The sequence below is a fragment of the Blastococcus sp. SYSU DS0541 genome (assembly GCF_054050875.1).
Window position 1 is genome coordinate 59488 of sequence record NZ_JBJHAD010000016.1, and the last position, 18004, is coordinate 77491.

The 18004-nt window shown below is 76.2% G+C and carries 18 protein-coding genes and 2 pseudogenes; 11 read left to right on the forward strand and 9 right to left on the reverse strand.

The window, feature by feature from the left end; translation table 11 throughout:
* Positions 1–23 precede the first annotated feature (23 nt).
* Together ACI794_RS16465 and ACI794_RS16470 are read left to right on the forward strand one after the other, a co-directional pair.
* Positions 24–1523: a class I adenylate-forming enzyme family protein gene (locus tag ACI794_RS16465; RefSeq protein WP_456616887.1), complete on the forward strand. Its 1500-nt coding sequence runs from the start codon at positions 24–26 to the stop codon at positions 1521–1523.
* A 24-nt stretch (positions 1524–1547) separates the two neighbouring features.
* On the forward strand, positions 1548–2528 hold the full coding sequence (locus ACI794_RS16470) for a phosphotriesterase family protein (RefSeq protein WP_456603653.1): 981 nt from the start codon (positions 1548–1550) through the stop codon (positions 2526–2528).
* On the opposite strand, the gene galK is transcribed toward ACI794_RS16470, so the two are convergent.
* Together galK and ACI794_RS16480 are read right to left on the reverse strand one after the other, a co-directional pair.
* Positions 2516–3682, reverse strand: a complete 1167-nt coding sequence (gene galK, locus ACI794_RS16475; protein WP_456603652.1) for a galactokinase — start codon at positions 3680–3682, stop codon at positions 2516–2518. The genes ACI794_RS16470 and galK overlap by 13 nt on opposite strands.
* On the reverse strand, positions 3679–4689 hold the full coding sequence (locus ACI794_RS16480) for a UDP-glucose--hexose-1-phosphate uridylyltransferase (RefSeq protein WP_456603651.1): 1011 nt from the start codon (positions 4687–4689) through the stop codon (positions 3679–3681). The genes galK and ACI794_RS16480 overlap by 4 nt, the downstream gene beginning before the upstream one ends.
* 58 nt (positions 4690–4747) lie before the next feature.
* Here ACI794_RS16480 and ACI794_RS16485 point away from each other — a divergent pair.
* Together ACI794_RS16485 and ACI794_RS16490 are read left to right on the forward strand one after the other, a co-directional pair.
* Positions 4748–4990 (forward strand): annotated as a pseudogene (locus ACI794_RS16485) (hypothetical protein); the annotation flags it as partial.
* A gap of 214 nt (positions 4991–5204) precedes the next feature.
* Positions 5205–5822, forward strand: a complete 618-nt coding sequence (locus ACI794_RS16490; RefSeq protein WP_456616888.1) for a carboxymuconolactone decarboxylase family protein — start codon at positions 5205–5207, stop codon at positions 5820–5822.
* Positions 5823–5829: 7 nt separating this feature from the next.
* Here the strand turns inward: ACI794_RS16490 and ACI794_RS16495 are convergent, their stop codons facing one another.
* Both ACI794_RS16495 and ACI794_RS16500 read right to left on the reverse strand, forming a co-directional pair.
* Positions 5830–6339, reverse strand: a complete 510-nt coding sequence (locus ACI794_RS16495; RefSeq protein WP_456616889.1) for a phosphohydrolase — start codon at positions 6337–6339, stop codon at positions 5830–5832.
* 9 nt (positions 6340–6348) lie between these two features.
* Positions 6349–7311, reverse strand: a complete 963-nt coding sequence (locus ACI794_RS16500) for a hypothetical protein (protein ID WP_456603648.1) — start codon at positions 7309–7311, stop codon at positions 6349–6351.
* A gap of 228 nt (positions 7312–7539) precedes the next feature.
* Here ACI794_RS16500 and ACI794_RS16505 point away from each other — a divergent pair, with 228 nt between their 5' ends.
* Complete coding sequence (locus ACI794_RS16505; RefSeq protein WP_456582072.1) at positions 7540–7761, forward strand: hypothetical protein; 222 nt, start codon at positions 7540–7542, stop codon at positions 7759–7761.
* Positions 7762–7778: 17 nt separating this feature from the next.
* Here the strand turns inward: ACI794_RS16505 and ACI794_RS16510 are convergent, their stop codons facing one another.
* From ACI794_RS16510 to ACI794_RS16530, 5 genes are all read right to left on the reverse strand, one after another.
* Complete coding sequence (locus ACI794_RS16510) at positions 7779–8417, reverse strand: response regulator (protein ID WP_456603647.1); 639 nt, start codon at positions 8415–8417, stop codon at positions 7779–7781.
* Positions 8414–9397 (reverse strand): sensor histidine kinase, encoded by a 984-nt coding sequence (locus tag ACI794_RS16515; protein ID WP_456616890.1) that lies wholly within the window; start codon positions 9395–9397, stop codon positions 8414–8416. Before ACI794_RS16515 ends, ACI794_RS16510 begins: the two co-directional genes overlap by 4 nt.
* Positions 9398–9406: 9 nt before the next feature.
* Positions 9407–10423: a hypothetical protein gene (locus ACI794_RS16520; protein WP_456616891.1), complete on the reverse strand. Its 1017-nt coding sequence runs from the start codon at positions 10421–10423 to the stop codon at positions 9407–9409.
* A 64-nt stretch (positions 10424–10487) separates the two neighbouring features.
* Positions 10488–11138: a hypothetical protein gene (locus tag ACI794_RS16525; RefSeq protein WP_456616892.1), complete on the reverse strand. Its 651-nt coding sequence runs from the start codon at positions 11136–11138 to the stop codon at positions 10488–10490.
* Positions 11139–11281: 143 nt separating this feature from the next.
* Positions 11282–12400, reverse strand: a complete 1119-nt coding sequence (locus tag ACI794_RS16530) for a zinc-binding dehydrogenase (protein WP_456603644.1) — start codon at positions 12398–12400, stop codon at positions 11282–11284.
* A 57-nt stretch (positions 12401–12457) separates the two neighbouring features.
* Between ACI794_RS16530 and serA the strand changes: the two genes are divergently transcribed.
* From serA to ACI794_RS16560, 6 genes and pseudogenes are all read left to right on the forward strand, one after another.
* Complete coding sequence (gene serA / locus ACI794_RS16535) at positions 12458–13666, forward strand: phosphoglycerate dehydrogenase (RefSeq protein WP_456616893.1); 1209 nt, start codon at positions 12458–12460, stop codon at positions 13664–13666.
* Positions 13667–13721: 55 nt separating this feature from the next.
* Positions 13722–14534 carry an alpha/beta hydrolase gene (locus ACI794_RS16540; protein WP_456616894.1) on the forward strand — a complete coding sequence of 271 codons (813 nt, stop codon included), beginning with the start codon at positions 13722–13724 and terminating at the stop codon, positions 14532–14534.
* A 41-nt stretch (positions 14535–14575) separates the two neighbouring features.
* Positions 14576–15973: a thioredoxin family protein gene (locus ACI794_RS16545; protein ID WP_456616895.1), complete on the forward strand. Its 1398-nt coding sequence runs from the start codon at positions 14576–14578 to the stop codon at positions 15971–15973.
* A pseudogene (locus tag ACI794_RS16550) lies at positions 15970–16494 on the forward strand (UGSC family (seleno)protein). Before ACI794_RS16545 ends, ACI794_RS16550 begins: the two are co-directional and overlap by 4 nt.
* Before the next feature lie 31 nt (positions 16495–16525).
* A complete protein-coding gene (locus ACI794_RS16555; protein WP_456603640.1) occupies positions 16526–17137 on the forward strand; it encodes a peroxidase-related enzyme in 612 nt (203 codons plus the stop codon).
* 29 nt (positions 17138–17166) lie between these two features.
* Positions 17167–18000 (forward strand): SMP-30/gluconolactonase/LRE family protein, encoded by an 834-nt coding sequence (locus ACI794_RS16560; RefSeq protein WP_456616896.1) that lies wholly within the window; start codon positions 17167–17169, stop codon positions 17998–18000.
* The last annotated feature ends 4 nt before the right edge of the window (positions 18001–18004 follow it).

Genomic DNA, 18004 nt, shown 5'->3' on the forward strand with positions numbered 1-18004 from the left:
TCGAGGTGAGCGGGAGGTCGCGGATGCCCAGCCCCTTCGACCGCAGCGGCACGGAGGTCGGGCCGGACGGCATCCGGCGCTACACCGGCCTGCCGCGGAACCTGGTGCACCTGCTCCGCGCCGCCGTCGACGCCCACCCCGACGCCGAGGCGCTGGTCGAGCTCGGGGGAGAGCGGCTGACCTACCGGCAGCTGTGGGAGCGCGCGGCCCGGGTGGCCGGCGGGCTGCGGGCGGCGGGCGTGGGCCCGGGCGACCGGGTCGCCAACCGACTCGGCAACGGCAACGACTGGGTGCTCGTGTTCTGGGGGACGCTGCTCGCCGGGGCCGTCGTCGTCCCGGTCAACACCCGGTTCGCCGAGCCCGAGGTCCGCTACGTCGTCGAGGACTCCGGCGCGACCCTGGTCGTCGAGCCCGGCACGCCGCTGCCCGACGGCGAGCCGCTGGTGGTCGACGACCAGGCGCACACCGACCTGGCCGGCATCTTCTACACCAGCGGCACCACCGGCTTCCCCAAGGGTGCGATGACCACCCACGAGAACTTCCTGTCCAACGTCGAGACCTGCCTGCGCTGCCTGGGGCTGCCCCGCGACGAGCGGCTCTCGACGCTGATCTCGGTGCCGCTCTTCCACGTCACCGGCTGCAACTCCCAGCTCCTGGTCGTCACCGCGGTCGCCGGGCGAGCGGTGGTCATGCCCGCGTTCGAGGTGGGCGCGTTCCTCCGCGCGATCGAGGAGGAGCGCATCTCGGTGCTGACGACGGTGCCGGCGATCTACTGGCTGGCGCTGCAGCAGCCGGGATTCGCCGACGTCGACACGTCCTCGGTGCGGGCGGTCAGCTACGGGGGCGCGCCGATCGCTCCCGACCTCGTGCACCGGATCAAGGCGGCGTTCCCGACGGCTCGGGTCGGCAACGGCTTCGGGCTGACCGAGACCTCCTCGGTCTCGACCTACCTGCCCGACGAGTACGCGGCCGAGCACGCCGACTCGGTCGGGTTCGCCGCGCCCGTCGTCGACCTGCGGGTGGACGACCCGGATCCGGCCACCGGCGTCGGCGAGCTGCTGATCCGCGGCCCCAACGTGGTGGCCGGCTACTGGCGCAAGCCCGAGCAGACCGCGGAGACCTTCGTCGACGGGTGGCTGCGCAGCGGCGACCTGGCCCGCATCGACGACGAGGGCCTGGTCTTCGTCGTCGACCGCAAGAAGGACATGATCAACCGCGGCGGCGAGAACGTGTACTGCGTCGAGGTCGAGAACGCCCTGGCCGCCCACCCCGCCGTCGGCGAGGTCGCGGTCGTCGGGGTGCCCGACCCGATGATGGGCGAGAAGGTCGGCGCCGTCGTCGTCCCGCTGCCCGGACGCGAGGTGGACCGCGACGACCTGCTGGCCTTCGCCCGGGAGCGGCTCGCCGACTTCAAGGTGCCGCAGTTCGTCGCCGTGCGCACCGATCCGCTGCCGCGCAACCCCGGCGGCAAGGTGCTCAAGCCGCCGCTGCGCGAGCAGACCGACTGGCAGACCGCCCGCTAGAACCGACCCCCTGGAGGCCCCGCAGTGCCCACCGTCGAGACCGTCCGTGGCCCGATCGACACCGCCGACCTCGGTGCGACCCTCATGCACGAGCACGTGTTCGTGCTCTCCACCGAGCACGTGCAGAACTACGGCACCGGCGACTGGTGGGACGAGGACGAGCGGGTCGCCGACGCGGTGAGCCAGCTCAACGAGCTCAAGGCGCTCGGCATCGACACGATCGTGGACCCGACCGTGTGGGGGCTGGGGCGCTACATCCCGCGGGTCCAGCGGGTCGCCGAGCAGACCGACGTCAACATCGTCGTGGCCACCGGGCTCTACACCTACGACGAGATCCCGCACCAGTACGAGCACCGGGGCCCGGGATTGCTGCTGGACCTGCCGCGCGACCCGATGGTCGACGACTTCACGGGCGACATCCGCGACGGCATCGCGGACACCGGGGTGAAGGCGGCCTTCCTCAAGTGCGTCATCGAGGCCAAGGGGCTCACGCCCGGGGTGGAGCGGACCGTCCGCGCCGTCGCCGCGACCCACCGGGAGACCGGCGCCCCGATCACCGTGCACACCTCCTCCCACACCGGCGCCGGCCGGCTCGCCGTCCAGGTGTTCGGCGAGGAGGGCGTCGACCTGACCAAGGTCGTCATCGGGCACGCCGGCGACAGCAACGACCTCGACTACCTGAGCGAGCTGGCCGAGGCCGGCTGCCTCCTGGGCATGGACCGGTTCGGCCTGGACATCTACAACCCGACGTCCTCACGGGTCGACACGATCGTCGCCCTGGCCGAGCGCGGCTACGCCGGCAAGATGGTCCTCGCCCACGACGCCAGCTGCTACATCGACTACTTCCCGGGGGCCGAGGGGCAGGCGGCCAAGCAGCAGATCGCGCCGAACTGGAACTACACCCACATCAGCAAGGACGTGCTGCCGATGCTCCGCGAGCGCGGGATGACCGAGGAGCAGGTCCGGCAGATGCTGGTCGACACCCCGCGGCGCTACTTCGAGTAGCCCGGGGGCCAGACCACCCGGGCGCCGTCCGAGGCGACGCAGACGGTGGCCTCGCCGGCGCGCCCGGTGGCCGAGCGGTAGGCGGCCGTGATGGCCGCGGCCGCCCCGGCGGCCTGCTCCGCGTCGGCCAGCGCCACGGCGCAGCCGCCGAACCCGGCGCCGGTCAGCCGGGCGCCGAGGACGCCGGGCGTGGCCTCGGCGAGCTCCACCAGGGTGTCGAGCTCGGGGATGCTCACCTCGTAGTCGTCGCGCAGGGAGGCGTGCGAGCGGCCCATCAGCTCGCCGAACGCGGCCGCGTCCCCGAGCCGCAGTGCGGCGGCACCGGCCAGCACCCGGTCGTTCTCGCCCACCACGTGCCGGGCCCGGCGCAGCTGCACGTCATCGAGCAGGTGGGCGTGCTCGGCGAGCAGGGCGGGGGAGACGTCGCGCAGCGCGCGCAGCCCGGGTGCGATGGCGCGGAGCGCCGCGACGGCGGCCTCGCACTCCGCCCGGCGGTCGTTGTAGGCCGACCCGGCCAGGGTGCGGGGGACGGCGCTGTCCAGGACCAGGATCGCGGTGCCGGCGGGGACGGGGACGGTCTCGGCCGCCAGCGAGCGGCAGTCGATCAGCACCGCAGAACCCGCGGCGCCGCAGGCGATGGCCAGCTGGTCCATGATCCCGCTGCGCACGCCGATGACCTCGTGCTCCACCCGCTGCCCCAGGCGGGCCAGCCGCTGCGGCGGCAGCTGCTCCCCGGCCAGGGCGAGCAGCGCCACCAGGACGCCGAGCTCCAGGGACGCCGACGACGACAGCCCGGCCCCGAGCGGCAGGTCGCTGTCGACGACGAGATCGGCCCCGGGGACGTCGTGCCCCTCGTCCTGCAGCACGGCGGCGGCCCCGGCCACGTAGCGCGACCAGCCCGGCCCCTCGTGCGGGCGCAGGTCGGCCAGCGGGCGCTCGTCGGTCTCGCCCATGCGCAGGGCGGTGGTCCGCAGCCGGCCGTCCGCGCGCCGGCGGGCCGCCACGACGGTGCCGCGGTCGAGCGCGGCCGGGAGCACGAACCCGTCGTTGTAGTCGGTGTGCTCGCCGATCAGGTTCACCCGGCCCGGCGAGCGGACGACGAGGTCGGGGTTCCCGCCGACCGTCCGGGCGAAGGCCGCGCGGAGCCCGGTCACGCCGACGCCTCGCGCAGCCGCGCGGCCGCGGTCTCCGGAGTGATGTCCCGCTGGGGCTGCGCCAGCATCTCGTAGCCGACCATGAACTTCCGCACCGTGGCCGAGCGCAGCAGCGGCGGGTAGAAGTGCCCGTGCAGGTGCCACCCCGGGTGGGTGCCGCCGTCGGTGGGGCGCTGGTGCAGCCCCATCGTGTAGGGGAACGGGACGCCGAACAGCGCGTCGTACCGGCGGGAGAGCCGCCGGAGCGCGGCGGCCAGCGCGTCCCGCCGGGCCCCGTCGAGGTCGGGCACGGCGCCGCAGTGGCCCCGTGGCAGCACCAGGGTCTCGAACGGCCAGACCGCCCAGAAGGGCACCAGCACCGTGACGTGCTCGTCCCGGAACACGATGCGCTCCCCGTCCGCCTCCTCGACCGCCAGGTAGTCGCACAGCAGGCAGCTCCCGGCCGCGGCGGCGGCGTCCTGGGCGGCGAGCTCGCGGACCGCCTCGGTGGGCAGCCGCTCCTCCGCCCAGATCTGGCCGTGCGGGTGCGGGTTGCTGGCACCCATCGCCGCGCCGCGGTTCTCGAACACCTGCACCCAGCTCACCCAGTCGAGCCCGCCGAGCTCGGTGTACTGGTCGGCCCAGGTGTCCACGACCGCGCGGACCTCCTCGACCGGCAGTCGCCCGAGCGGGAGGTCGTGCCGCGGTGAGTAGCAGACCACCCGGCAGACGCCCCGCTCGCTCTCGGCGACCAGCAGACCGTCCCGGTCCGACACCGCGGGCGCGGCGTCCGGGGTCAGCGCGGCGAAGTCGTTGTCGAAGACGAACGTCGCGTCGTAGGACGGGGTGCGGTGCCCTCCGGCGCGCTCGTTGCCCGGGCAGAGGTAGCACTGCGGGTCGTACGCGGGCAGATCGGGCACCCGCGCGTCCTCCACCTGGCCCTGCCACGGCCGAGCCGTGCGGTGCGGTGAGACGAGCACCCACTCGCCGGTGAGCCGGTTCAGCCGCCGGTGCGTCGAGTCGAACACGGGCTCAGGATGCCCGGGGCCCGTCGCGGCACGCTTGCCGGGAGGCGCCGCAGCGCGGATGCCGTGCCGGTATGGCCGACGGAGGGCTGCAGCTGCAGCCGTGGGACGCCGGCACGTGGACGACCCCGCCGGCCGCCGTGCGCGAGGACGTACTGACCTGCTGGTCACCGCGGTCGAGGGCAGCGACGCCTGGCGGCACACCTCGTACGGGTTCGTGCACGACGACCAGGCCGGGCTGCTGCTGCGGGCGGCCCCGGACACGTGGGTCAAGGCCGGGGTCGAGTTCTCCGACGAGGCGCCCCAGGTCGGCGCCGTGCTCACGCTGGGGCGCCCGGACTGGTCGGTGGCCCCGGCGAGGTCGGCCGGCGTCATGCTGCGCTTGCTGGGCGGCGTCAGCGCGAACCAGCGCGGCGATCGCATCGGACAGCGCCCGCTCGGACTTGCCGAGGGCGTGTCGGCCGCCGTCTGCCAGGCCTACGCTTCGGTGCCCCGATCGCCCAGGAAAGGGACCGCTCATGTCCGACGAGCTGACCGGCCGGCCGAGGCCGCGCGGCCCTGCACGCGTCCCGCTGCTGCACCCGGCCCGGCTGGAGGGCGAGCGGGCCCGGCTGCACGCCGAGATCACCTCCGGTCCCCGGCGGGCGCAGTCCTCCGTCGTCCCGCTCACCGACGACGACGGCCGCCTGCTGGGGCCCTTCGCCCTCATGCTGCTGGCCCCGGGGATCGGATCGGCGGTCCAGGCGGTGGGGGCGGCGCTGCGCGAGGACGTCTTGCTGAGCCCGCGGTCGCGGGAGCTGGCCGTGCTCGCCGTCGCCGCCCGGCGCCGGTCGCACTTCGAGTGGCTGGCCCACGAGCAGGCCGCCCGGGCAGCGGGCGTCGCCACGGCGCAGCTGCAGGCCCTGCTGGACGGCCGGGTCCCCGAGGGACTGGACGCGGTGGACGAGGTCGTCGTCGCGACGACGTGGCGGCTGCTCGACGACGGTGAGCTCGACGACGACGGCTACGCCCGGGCCACCTCGGTCCTGGGGGCCGAAGCGCTGGCGGCGCTGGTGTGGCTGGTCGGCTACTACGCCATGCTGGCCACCGCGCTGGCCACCTTCCGGCCGGAACCGCCGGTGCCGGCAGGCGGCTGAGCCCGGTTCAGACGAGGACGCGGCGGCCGTGGATCCGGTCCGCCGCCTCCGCGGCGAGCAGGATCCGGCGGGCCGGGCGGTACCGGCCCTCGCGCAGGGTGCGGGCCTTGTCCGGGTCGGTTCCGGCGAGCTCCTCGCTGGCGGCGAGGTCGAGGGAGTTGTCCGCGAGCATGACCAGCCGGCCCAGGGGATCGGCGGCGGCGCGGCGGATCGAGCCACCCATGTAGGGCTCGCCGGGGCGCGGGGTGACCGCGTCGACGGCGGCCACCACCACCTCGGGGACCGCGAGAACCCGGAGCCGGGCGACGTCGTAGCGCCGCGCGGGATCCGGGTGGTCCCGGGTCAGGGCCACCACGTCCCGCAGCACGCCGGCCATCTCCGCCTCGGGGCCGTAGGGCCGGAGCATCTCGGCGAGCGGCCGCAGGTGGGCGAGGTAGTGGTCGTGGCCGTCCCGGTCCACCTGGCCCTCGTGCGCCGCGAGCGCCAGCAGGTGCGCGTCGGGGACGGTGAAGGCCACGCTCCGAGGCTAGGCGCTGGCGGCCGGTGGTCGCCGGGTGCGACGCGGTGCCCGGCCGAGGAGGCGCAGCCCCGACGTCGCGGGCCGCACCTCCTCCGACGGCGGCACCGCGCCGGCCGCCCGCTCGACCTGCGCGTCGAGCTCCGCCCGCCGGCGGTCGAGCGACGCCACCTCCTCGAGCAGCGCGGCGCGGCGGTCGGCGGCCTGCCGGTCGAGGTGGTCCCGCAGCGCCGCGGCCTCGGCGTCCGCGCGGCACCGCTCGTCCCGGCCGGTGGCCAGCAGCCGGAGCACCTCCGCCCGGCCGGCCAGCCGGGCCGCGGCGACCTCGGCCGCCGCCTGCTCCCCGAGCCGGGCGGCCCGCTCCGCGGCGCGCTGCTCCACCTCCTGCGCCTCCGCTGCGCGCCGCTCCGCCTCGGCGGTGGCCTCCTCACGGATCCGCTCGGCCGCGTCCAGGGTCCGGCCCGCGACGGCGAGCACCATCTCCGCCTGCGCCACGGCGGCGGCGATCGTCTCCCGCGCCCGGTCCCGTGCGCCGGCCAGCTCGCGGGCGGCGCGGGCCCGGAGCTGCTCGGCCTCGGTCCGGGCCGCCGCGCGCAGCTGCTCGGCCTCGGCCGTCATGCCCTGGGCCTGGTCGGCCGCGGCGGCCAGCAGCTGCCCGATGCGGTCGGACAGCCGCAGCAGCTCACCGCCGCCGGCGGAGTGGTCGAGCAGCTGCCGGGCCTCGTCGAGGGCGGTCTGGGTCTGCAGGCACCGGGCCAGCAGGTGCTCCCGCTCCCGGTCCGCCGTGGCCAGCTCGTCCTCGGCCCACTGCACGTAGGTGTCGACCTGGAAGCGGTCGTAGCCGGCCAGTGCCCGGCCGAACATCGGCGCCGCCCGGAACATCGTGGGCAGGTCGCCGGAGACGTTCGGCGGCGTGCGCGGCGCGACGTCGATGACCTCGGCCGCGCTCTCCTGCTGGGTCGCAGCGCTCATCCGGCGTGCCTCCTCCCGTGCCCCTGGGGCACCCGTCGTGCCGACGCTAGGTGCCGGAACGGGACGGCCGCGCGCCGAGGAGCGGGCCCGTCACCCGGCCGGGTGGGGTGCCCCACCCGCTCCGGTCGCGCCCCCCGGCCGGTGTCGCCCCGGGTGACGTCCCCCGCACGGGTGAGCCGGACCAGGCGAGGGGTTCACCGCGGGCAGCGCCCGGGCACACCGTGGCCCATGGCACCGCCCAGCCCCGCGCCGGCCCCCGGCAGCATGACCGTCGCCCTGCTGTTCCAGTGGGAGGTCGTGGCCACCGTCGTGCTGGTGGCCGCCGTCCTGGCTGTCCTCGCGGTGGTGGCGCTCTCGGCGGCGCCCGGGGCCAGCGACCGCTCGGAGTGGCAGCGGTGGCTCGCCGCCCGGTCGCGCGCCGAGCCGGGCGAGCCGCGCGCGGACGGCTGACCGGCCGCGCCGCCGGGTCAGGCGCCGCCCCGGAACCGCAGCACCGCCTCGACCCGGCTGCGGGCCTCGAGCTTGGTGAGCAGGCGGGAGACGTGGTTCTGCACCGTCTTGACCGACAGCCCGAGCCGCCGGGCGATGCCCGCGTTGTCGAGGCCCTCGGCCATCAACCGGAGGACCTCGTTCTCGCGGTCGCTGAGCCCGGGCGCCGCGGGCGGCGCGACCTCCCGCACCTCGCTGAGCCGGGCGAGGAGCCGCGGGGCCAGCGACCGCCCGAAGACGGCGGAGCCGTGGTGCACCGCCCGCACCGCCGCCAGGAGCTCCTCCTGGCCAGCCCCCTTGAGCACGTAGCCGCGTGCCCCCGCATCGAGGGCGGCGACGATCGCGTCGTCGTCCTCGACCATCGTGATCACCAGCACGGCCGTCGAGGGACTCGCGCGCAGCACGAGCTGGGTCGCCGCGGCACCGGACATCCCCGGCAGGTTCAGGTCCATGAGCACGACGTCCGGCCGGTGCACGGTCGCCAGCCGGACGGCGTCCTCGCCGGTGCCCGCCTCGCCGAGGACCTCGGTGTCCGCGACCGACTCGAGCAGTCCGCGCAGCCCCCGCCGGAACATCGGGTGGTCGTCGACGAGGACGATGCCGATCGGGCCGCTCACCGGGGGCCTCCGGTCGGGGCGCCCGTCGGCAGCGCGGCGACGACCACCGTGCCGCCGCCGACGCGGTCGGTGACGACCAGCTCGCCGCCCAGCTCCTCCGCCCACTCCCGCATGGTCGAGAGCCCGTTGCCCGGGCGGCCCGGGGCGGGCGCCGCGGCCCGGCCGCGCCCGTCGTCCTCGACCGATACCAGCAGGCTCCGCCCGGCCTCCGCGCGGAGCAGCACCCGCACGCACGTGGCCCACGGCCCGGCGTGCCGGACCGCGTTGGTCACCGCCTCCTGGGCGATCCGGTAGGCGGCCACCTCGGTCGCGGCGGGGAGCGCGGGCACGGTGGGGCAGCCCTCGACGACGACGGGGAGGCGGCTGCTGCTCATCCGCCGGGCGAGGGCGTGCAGCGCGCCGGGCAACCCCAGGTCGTCGAGCGCGGCCGGGCGGAGGTCCTCCACCACCCGGCGCACGTCGGCGACCGCCTCCTGGACGTCGTCGCGCAGCTCGAGCAGCGCCCGGTCGACGGCCGGGTCGCCGCCCACGGTGTTGCGTGCGGTGTCCACCCGCAGCGTCAGCCCGGCGAGCGCCGGACCGAGCCCGTCGTGGAGGTCGCGGCGCAGGCGGCGCCGCTCCTCCTCGCGGGAGAGGACCAGCCGCTCGCGGGACGCCTGGAGCTGGTGGGACAGCTCCAGTGCCCGCACGACCGGCGCCAGCTGGTGCGCCAGCGCCGTCAGCACCGGGACCGTGGTGGCGCTCCTCCGGACGCCGGCCAGCCGCAGGGCGCCGACCTCGACCCGCTCGTGCACCAGCGGGACCTGCTGCTCGGGCGGCCCGGGGCGGCCACGGGACGCCAGGACGGCGCCGTCGGCGCCCAGGACGGCCACGTACGGCAGCCGCAGCGACTCGGCGAGCGCGTCGACCACCGCCGGGAGCGTGTGCTCCGGCGCCGCGGCGTCGGCCAGCCGGTCACCGAGGCGCCGGGCGACCTCCACCGGTTCGTCTCACACGCCCAGGGTCAGCCGGTTCACCGCCCGCTGCACGCGCTCCCGGACCGGCTGGAAGGCCACCGCGACGACGGCCGCGGCGACGACCGGCGCCCATCCGGGGTCACCGGAGCGGAGCACCGCGCCGACCCCGCCGACCACCACGACGTACACGGCGACGACCCCCGCCGTGAGCACCCCGTAGACGAGCGTGCGGTTGGCCGCGAGGCGCAGGTCGTAGAGGTCGTGCTGCAGGACCGCCACGCCGACGGCGACGGGGAGTGCCGCGACCGCGAGGGGGAAGGCCATCGCGCCGCGGCTCTGGTCGACCACGATCCAGAGGCCGACGACCAGGGAGACGGCGGCGGCCACCAGCAGGGCGCCGACCTGCTGCCGCACGAGCGGGCTCCCCCTGCGCCGGCGCACGGCGACCGCGCACAGCCCGACCAGCGCGCTCACCGCCACCAGCGCGAGGCCGGTCAGCGGCAGGAGGTCCACGGCAGGTCGCCAGTCGAGGGGGAGCCCGAGCGGGTTGCGCATCCCGGCCAGGCGGTAGTCGAGCGGTTCGGGGGCGGTGAGCACCGCGCCCGTGAAGAGCGCGAGCGAGCAGAGCGCCAGGACGGCCGCGGGGCGCCAGCGTGCCGACGGCAGCCGTCCGTCCGGGAAGAGCAGCGGGAGCAGGACGACGATCGTGATCCACCCGGCCCCCCGCACCGCCAGCGCCAGCACCGCGACCACGGCCCACCCCGGCTGGTCGGCGCCCCCGACCAGTCGGGCGACCGCCACCTCCAGGGGCAGGGAGGACAGGCCCCACAGGGCACCGCCGGCCCACAGGACGAGCCCGATCCGGTGGCCCGGGCGGTGCACCAGCACCACCGCACCGGCGACGACGAACAGCAGGACGACGACGGCGTCCGCCCATCGGGCGCCGGCTTGCGGGAGGGCGTTGCCGTGCGCGACGGCGGCGGCCCCGGCTGCCGAGGCCACGGCGGCCGACGACGCGAGCCACAGCCCGGCGGCGCCTGCCCGTCCCATGGCGGTCATGGTGCGGCTCCGGTGCCCCGTGCGGGAGGTCCCCGGTCGCGGCGGGTCGCCGTCGCTACCGGCCGAGCCGGGTGCCTTCCTCCGCCACGGAGCGCCGGGGGAGGACGGCGGCCGCCACGAGGACCCACAGGGGGAAGGCGAGCGTCAGCAGGAAGGACAGCGGGGTCACGAGGCCGACCGTCGCGAGAGCCGCGCACGTCCAGCCGAACCACCGGGGGAACGCCGCCGTGCGGAGGACGGCCACCGCCGTGCCGGCCAGCAGCACGGTGAGCCCCACCGGAGCGGCCAGCCCCGACAGCGCCAGCCCGCCGTCGTAGAAGACGACGGCGGACTCCGGTGCCAGGCCGGCGGGGCTCCCCGCCCGCAGGGCCCCGGCGGAGACGAGGGCGAACCCGCCGGCGAGCAGGCCGGTCGCCGCGGCGCCGCCGAGGGCCGCCACCCGGGCGGGCCACGGATCCCCGGACGCGGCGTCGTCGAGCGCGCGGACGAGCGCTGCGAGGAAGCAGGCGAGCGGGACCAGGGCGATCAGGGAGAGCGTCATCGCGACGGCGATCCGGTCCGGTGCCGCGGCGTAGAAGCGCAGCACCTCCTCGGGCTCCGCGTGCGGCGCCGGGGTGGCGCCCTGCAGGGCGTTGCCGGCGACGGCGAGCGCGGCGAAACCGGCGGCGGCGGCGAGCGGGGTGCGTGCGGACGTGGAGACGGGCATGGTCGACCTCGTGGGGGCGGGAGGTGGCCCGCGAGCCGGGCGGCGTACCCCGGCCTCGGCGGTGCGTGGACCGGACCACGGTCGCGCCCGGGAGTTCCCGTCGTCATCGGGCGCATTCCCGCACGGCCGGGAAGTCCTCCCGGTCAGGCCGTGTCGAGGACGATCTTGTACTGGCCGGGCCGGGGCTGGATCGCCGCGGAGAAGGCTGCCTGGACCCGGTCGACCGGGTGGACGTCGCTGACGTAGACGTCGCGGAGCCGGGGGTGGGCGGCGAGGTAGTCGCCCGCGTCCCGCAGCACCCGCGCCCGCTCGAGGGTGACACCGGCGCGCAGCGTCAGGTTCTTCCGCAGGAACGTGATCATGTCCATGGGGTACACCGGGTCGTCGGGGATGCCGAAGTAGAGGACGTCCCCACCCGGCGCGACGCCGGCCAGGCAGTCCTGCAGCGTCGTCACCTGGTGGCCCACGGCCTCGACCACGACGGCCGGGCGGTCGGCGTCCGCGAGGGTCGCCGCCCACCGGCTCGCGCTGGCCGTGACGGTCTCGTGCACCCCGAAGACGTCGGCCGCGGCGGTGCGGTCCACCCGGTCGACGCCGACGACCCGGCGGGCGCCGCGCTGCCCGAGCACGTGGCTGAAGAGCAGGCCGATGGGGCCCTGCCCGATGACGGCGACCGACTTCCCGCTCAGGTCCCCGAGCTGCTCCGCGGCGTAGAGGACGCAGGCGAGCGGCTGCAGCATCACGGCGGTGGTCGGGGGGAGCGAGGTGTCGTAGCCGGCCAGCCCGTTGCCGTCGGTGACCACCAGCTCGGCGATCCCGTCGAAGGCGGACGCCCAGCCGACGACCCGGTCCCCCGCGGAGTGGGCCGGGTGCCGGCTGGCGACCACGTCGCCGACCACCTCGTGCAGGGGGAAGCCGGGAACCGGTGTCGCCGTCCGGTCCGCCGGGTTCGGGGCGTACAGGAAGGGCGCGCCCTTGAAGAAGGGCAGGTCGCTGCCGCAGATCCCACCCGCCCGCGTGGCGATCAGCACCTGGCCCTCGGCCAGGTCCTCGGCGCGCGGTGCGGGCACCTCGACCTGCTCGAAGGTGAACGGTCCGCTCAGCCGCTGGGCCCACACGTCGCGCCGCCTCCCGTCTCCGCGGCCGCCCGTGCGGCCGTCCGCGAAGTAGACCAGCGCCCGGCTCCGGGCGCAGCGGGACCCCCGGGGGAGCCCGTCGCAGAGCGCCCCGGCGCCGACGGGATACTGGTCCGCGTCGCGCACGCCCGGCGACGCGCCGGCGCGCCGGGCCGGCGGTCCCACGGTCGAGGAGGTCTGGACGTGCCCAGAGCGCTGCTGCTGGAGAACATCGACCCGGTCGCGACCGAGATCCTCGGTGCGGCGGGCTACGAGGTCGAGTCGCTGCGCGGGGCGCTGGACGAGGCCGACCTGGTCGCCGCGCTCGACGGTGTGGACCTGCTCGGCATCCGTTCGAAGACCCAGGTGACCGCGGAGGTGCTGCGCAGCCGTCCCGACCTGCAGGCGGTGGGCGCGTTCTGCATCGGCACCAACCAGATCGACCTGACCGCGGCCGCGGCCGCGGGTGTGGCGGTGTTCAACGCGCCGTTCTCGAACACCCGCAGCGTGGTGGAGATGGCGATCGCCGAGATCATCATCCTGGCCCGGCGGCTGGTCGACCGCGACCGATCGCTGCACGCCGGCACCTGGGACAAGTCGGCCGCGGGCAGCCACGAGATCCGCGGGCGGACCCTCGGCATCGTCGGCTACGGCAACATCGGCAGCCAGCTGTCGGTGCTCGCCGAGGCGCTCGGCATGCGGGTGCTCTTCTACGACCTCGAGGACAAGCTGGCGCTCGGCAACGCCCAGCGCTGCGACTCCCTGGAGGAACTGCTGGAGCGGGCGGAGACCGTCACGCTGCACGTGGACGGCCGGGCCGGGAACGCGGGGCTGTTCGGCGCCGAGCAGTTCGCCCGCATGCGGCCGCGCAGCATCTTCCTCAACCTCTCCCGCGGGTTCGTCCTGGACCACGAGGCGCTGCGCGACAGCATCCTGAGCGGCCACATCGCCGGGGCGGCGGTCGACGTCTTCCCGCACGAGCCCCGCGAGCAGGGCGACGAGTTCACCTCGGTGCTGCGCGGCCTGCCCAACGTCATCCTCACCCCGCACATCGGCGGCTCGACCCAGGAGGCGCAGCACGACATCGGGCGGTTCGTGGCCGGCAAGCTCGTCGACTACACCGGCACGGGCACCACGACGCTGAGCGTCAACCTGCCCACCGTCGTCCTGCACAGCTCCTCGACCGACCGCTTCGCCCTGCTGCACCGCAACGTGCCGGGCGTCCTGGCGCGGGTCGACGCCCTCGTCGGCGAGCACGGGCTCAACGTCGACGCCCAGGTGCTGGCCACGCGCGGGGAGTACGGGTACGCGGTCACCGACGTCGGCGCCCCGCTGCCCGCGGACCTGCTGGCGGCGCTCCGCACCCTGCCGGAGGCCGTCCGCCTGATGAGGTTCGGGCCCCGGGTCGACTGACGCGCGCATCCCGCCGGACCGGGCGTCCCCGCCGGCGGGGCGTCATGCTGGTGCGGTGGCGGAGGACCGCTCGGCCGGAGCGCGGCGCACCCGCCGGTGGTTCCTCGCGGGCGCCGCCGGCGCCCTCCTCGCCGGGGCGGCGCCGGGCTGCGGGGCCCGGCCGGAGGGAGCGACGCCGGAGCCGGCCGAGCGCCCGGCGGCGTCCCTCGCGGCCCGTCCGGGAGAGCCCACCGAGCCGTTCCCGGGCCCCGGCACCCATCCGCTGGACCTCGGGGAGGAGGGTGACGCGCTGCTGCACGTGCCGCCGGGCCTCACCGCCGGCGAGCCGGCGCCGCTGGTCCTGACACTGCACGGGGCCGGCGGTGACGCCGCGGGCGGGCTGGCGCTGCTGCAGGCCGAGGCCGACGAGCGCGGCCTGCTCCTGCTGGCGCCGAGCTCCCGGGGCCCCACCTGGGACGCCGTGCGCGGTGGCTTCGGGCCAGATCTCCGGGTCGTCGACCGGGCGCTCCGGCGGACTTTCGGCACGGTGCCGGTCGACGGCGGGCGGATCGCCGTCGCCGGCTTCTCCGACGGCGCCTCCTACGCGCTGGGCCTGGGACTGGCCAACGGGGAGCTCTTCGACGCCGTCCTGGCGTTCTCGCCGGGGTTCGTCCCGGAGACGTCGTGGCACCGGCCGCCGCGGGTGTTCGTCAGCCACGGCACCGGCGACGACGTGCTGCCGGTGGACCGGACCAGCCGGCGGATCGTCCCGGCCCTGCGCGAGGAGGGGGTCGAGGTGACCTACCGGGAGTTCCCCGGGCCGCACGCGCTGCCGCCCGAGATCGCCCGGGAGGCGCTGGACCTGCTGGGCTGGGGAGCCCCGGGGTGACCGCCGTCACGGCCGGCCGGCCGGGTGGGTACGGTCACGGCGTGCGGCTCCCGGACGGTCTCGTGGCGGTGGTGAAGCGTGACTGCCCCACCTGCGTCCTGGTCGAGCCGGTGCTGCGGCGGCTCGGCGCCGCGGTCTGGTGCCAGGACGACGCCGGCTGGTTCGACGGCGACGACACCGAGCTCGAGCTCTCCTACCGGCTCGGCATCGAGACCGTGCCGACGCTGCTCCGCGTGGTGGACGGCGCCGAGACCGCGCGGGTCGTCGGGTGGAGCCAGGAGCAGTGGGCGGAGCTGACCGGCGTGCCCGACGTCGGCGAGGGGTTGCCCGAGCACCGGCCGGGGTGCGGCTCGCTGTCGGTGGACCCGTTCCGCGTCGATGCGCTGGAGGCGCGCTTCGGCGGGAGCGGGCTGGCCAGCCGGCGGGTCGAGCTCGCCGAGCTCGAGGACGAGCACGAGGCGCTGTTCGACCGGGGCTGGACCGACGGGCTCCCCGTCGTGCCGCCGACGCCCGAGCGGGTGCTGCGGATGCTGCGCGGCACGACGCGGGACCCGCAGGACGTGGTGGCCGTCGTGCCGCCGGACCTCGTCGAGTGCACCGTGGAGAAGGTGGCCGTCAACGCGGTGCTGGCCGGGTGCCTGCCCGAGCACCTGCCGGTGGTCCTTGCCGCGCTGGAGGCGGCGGCCGCCGAGGAGTTCGCCCTGCACGGCCTGCTGGCGACGACGTACTTCTCCGGCCCCGTCGTGGTGGTCAACGGCCCGGTCGCCGGCCGGATCGGGATGAACAGCGGGGTCAACGCGCTCGGGCAGGGCAACCGGGCCAACGCCACGATCGGCCGGGCCCTGCAGCTCGTGGTGCGCAACGTCGGCGGCGGCCGCCCCGGCGAGGTCGACCGGGCGACCCTGGGCAATCCCGGCAAGTTCACCTTCTGCTTCGCCGAGCGGGAGCAGGACAGCCCCTTCGCCCCGCTCGCCGCCGACCGCGGGGTGGCCGGTGACGCGGTGACCGTCTTCGCCGGATCGGGTGTGCAGCCGGTCGTCGACCAGCTCAGCCGCGACCCGCGCTCCCTGGCGCGCACCTTCGCCGCTTGCCTCCGGGTCAACGCCCACCCCAAGCTCCCCATGGCGTTCGACGCGATGCTCGTCGTCTCGCCGGAGCACGGCCGGGTGTTCCGCGAGGCCGGTTGGGACCGCGCCCGCCTGCTGGCCGAGCTCGACGAGCTGCTCACCCTGCCCGGCGACGAGCTGGTGCGCGGGGCCGGTGGCATGGCCGAGGGGGTGCCCGCCCGGCTGGCCGGGGCCGATCTGCCGAAGTTCCGGCCCGGTGGTCTGCTGGTGGCGCACGCCGGCGGCGACGCCGGGCTGTTCAGCGCGATCGTGGGCGGCTGGGTGGCCGGCGAGACCGGGAGCGCCCCGGTGACGAGAGAGGTGCGCGCATGAGGACCGTCCTGGACCCGACCGGCGAACGGCAGGCGTCCGCCCGGGAGCTGCTGCCCCGGCCGGCCTCGCTGCGCGGCCGCAGCGTGGCGCTGCTCGACATCAGCAAGGCGCGCGGCGACGTCGTCCTCGACCGGCTCGCGGAGCTGCTCGCCGCGGACGGCGCGCTCGTGCGGCGCTACCGCAAGCCGACCTTCGCCCGCACCGCGCCGGTGGACCTGCGGCACGAGATCGCCGAGCAGTGCGAGGTGGTCATCGAGGCGCTCGCCGATTAGGGCTCCTGCACGTCGTGCAGTGTGCACGACATCGCCGACCTCGAGCGTCGCGGCGTCGTCGGGGTGTTCCTCGCCAGCGAGGCCTTCGCCGAGGCCGCCCGCGCGCAGGGCACGGCTCTGGGGTTCCCCGCGCCGTGCGTGCTCGTCCCGCACCCGGTGCAGGACCGCACCGACGCGGAGCTGCGGTCGGCCGCCGAGGCGGCGTACCCGGCGGTGGTCGCCGCCGTCACGGCGACTCCCGGTGGATGACGCCGACGGCGCGCGCTGCCAGGGTGGGCCGATGACCGAGATGCCGATCAGCCGCTTCCCGCTCCGGCCCGCCGGCGAGCTGCCCCCCGACCTCGCCGAGCGCTACGCGGAGGTCCAGGAGAGGTCCGGCTTCCTGCCCAACGTCTTCGCGGCGCTGGCCTGGCGGCCGGACGAGGCGCGGGCGTTCTTCGCGATGCACGACGCGCTCATGGACAAGGACACCCCGGGCCTGTCCAAGGCCGACCGCGAGCTGATCGTCGTCGCCACCAGCGCCGGCAACGACTGCCTGTACTGCGTCGTCGCGCACGGCGCCGTGGCACGCATCCGCACCAAGGACCCCCACATCGCCGACCACGTCGCCGTGGACTGGCGCAAGGCACCGCTGTCCCCGCGGATGCGCGCCGTGCTCGCGGTCGCCACCCGCCTGGCGGCCGACCCGGCCTCGGTCACCGCCGAGGAGCTGGGCGCCCTCGCCGACCACGGCCTGACCCAGGACGACGTCTGGGACGTCGGCATGATCACGTCGTTCTTCGCGCTCTCCAACCGGCTGGCGCACTTCGCGGCGATCACGCCCAACCCCGAGTTCTTCCTGATGGGCCGGCTGCCGCGCGGTGCCGGAGAGGCGCCCGCGCCGCCCGCCTGACGCGGGGCCGCTCGCGCTACGGTCCGCCGGTGACCGCTCCGACGACGACCGTGCTCGCCGACGACCTGGGCTTCCCGGAAGGGCCGCGCTGGCACGACGGCCGGCTGTGGTTCTCCGACTTCCACGACCGCGTGGTGCGCCGGATGCCCGCCGACGGGGGCCCCGCGGTGGTGCTGGAGCTCGACGACAGCCCCTCGGGGCTCGGCTGGCTGCCCGGCGGCGACCTGCTCGTCGTCTCCATGGTCCGGCGGGCCCTGCTGCGGGTGGCCGACGGCGGCACCGGCGTGCACGCCGACCTCGCCGGCGCGACGCGGTTCCGGGCCAATGACCTGGTCGTCGACGCGGCGGGGCGCGCCTACGTCAGCAGCTTCGGCTTCGACCTCGAGGCGGGCGCGGAGCCGGAGCCGGCCGACCTCGTCCGCGTGGACCCCGACGGCTCGGTCTCCGTCGCCGCGGCGGGCCTCGTCTTCCCCAACGGGATGGTGCTGAGCCCCGACGGCCGCACGCTCGTCGTCGCGGAGACCTACGGGGCGCGGCTCACCGCGTTCGACGTCGCGGCGGACGGGTCGCTGTCCGGCCGGCGGGTGTTCGCCGAGCTGCCCGGCATCGCCCCCGACGGCATCTGCCTGGACGCCGAGGGGCAGGTGTGGGCGGCCACCGCCCGAACCCCGGAGGTGCTCCGGGTGCGCGACGGCGGCGAGGTGACCGCCCGGGTCGCGGTGGGCAGCGGCTCGCTCTCCTACGCCTGCGCGCTGGGCGGGGACGACGGTCGCACCCTGTTCGTCTGCACCGCGCCGAGCTGGCGCCCCGGGCCACGCGCCGGCCGCATCGAGGCCGTCCGGGTCGACGTGGGCGCGGCCTGAGCAT